The organism is Arthrobacter sp. Br18, assembly GCF_000520555.1.
In the GTDB taxonomy this organism is placed as follows: Bacteria; Actinomycetota; Actinomycetes; order Actinomycetales; family Micrococcaceae; genus Arthrobacter_D.
On sequence record NZ_AZSA01000315.1, the window covers coordinates 1 to 844 of the forward strand.

The following is an 844-nucleotide window of genomic DNA, read 5'->3' on the forward strand; positions in this document are numbered from 1 at the left end:
ACAAAGCCCGCGGACACACCCCATAAACGCGACTGTAGTACTAGAGGTCCCGAGCGTATCGCAGCACGAAGTTGCGGAGGATCCGGGAAGGCTCCTCGACCGGCTGGCCCTCGCCCGTTCCATGTAGGCGTCGGCCTCCTCAGCCGGGAAGTATCCGGCGTTGCGATAGATGTCGATGCGGCCCACCAGCGCTGCCGCGTCGAGTTCAGGATGGAACTGCGTTGCGTACAGGTTCTGCTTCACCCGGAACATCTGGACCGGACACGTGCCCGACGACGCCAGCAGCACCGCACCGTCCGGAAGTGTTGTGCAGGCTTCCTTATGGCCGACGAAAGCGTCGAACTGCGGTGGAAGTCCGGCGAGCAGCGGGTCGGCGGCGCCGTCGTCCGTCAGGGAGATCCGAATGGCGCCGATGGGTTCGGAATAGGTGCGGTCGATGACGGCGCCCTGGTGCCGGCTGAGGGTGCCTACCCCGTAGCAGGCACCGAAAAAGGGGAAGTCCGTGGCCACCACGCGATGCAGGAGATCGTTCAGTTCGCGCTCCACCCGGCGCTGGTTGCTTGACTTCTCCGCTTCAGGATCTGAGGAGTTGAACGGGCTGCCGCCAAGGAAGATCCCGGAGTACCGGTCCAGGTCAATCGCCGGTAGCGGACCCGCCTCAACCCGAACGCGGTGCAGTTGATGCGGCTCGAGTCCGCCGAAGCGCAGGAAGCTCTGGTATTCGCCGTCGGCTGCGGCATCCTCGGCGCGGGTTCCCAGCAGGAGAAACGGTTTCACCCCTCCGATGCTATTGGGCGAACCACACCCCCACCCCCGCTGATTAAGCACCTATGGTTGCCTTCCG

At 64.3% G+C, this 844-nt stretch carries 1 pseudogene; it reads right to left on the reverse strand.

Going from position 1 to position 844, the window contains the following annotated elements:
• Positions 1 to 40: 40 nt before the first annotated feature.
• Positions 41 to 777: pseudogene (locus tag Y704_RS18530) on the reverse strand (glutamine amidotransferase).
• Positions 778 to 844 lie beyond the last annotated feature (67 nt).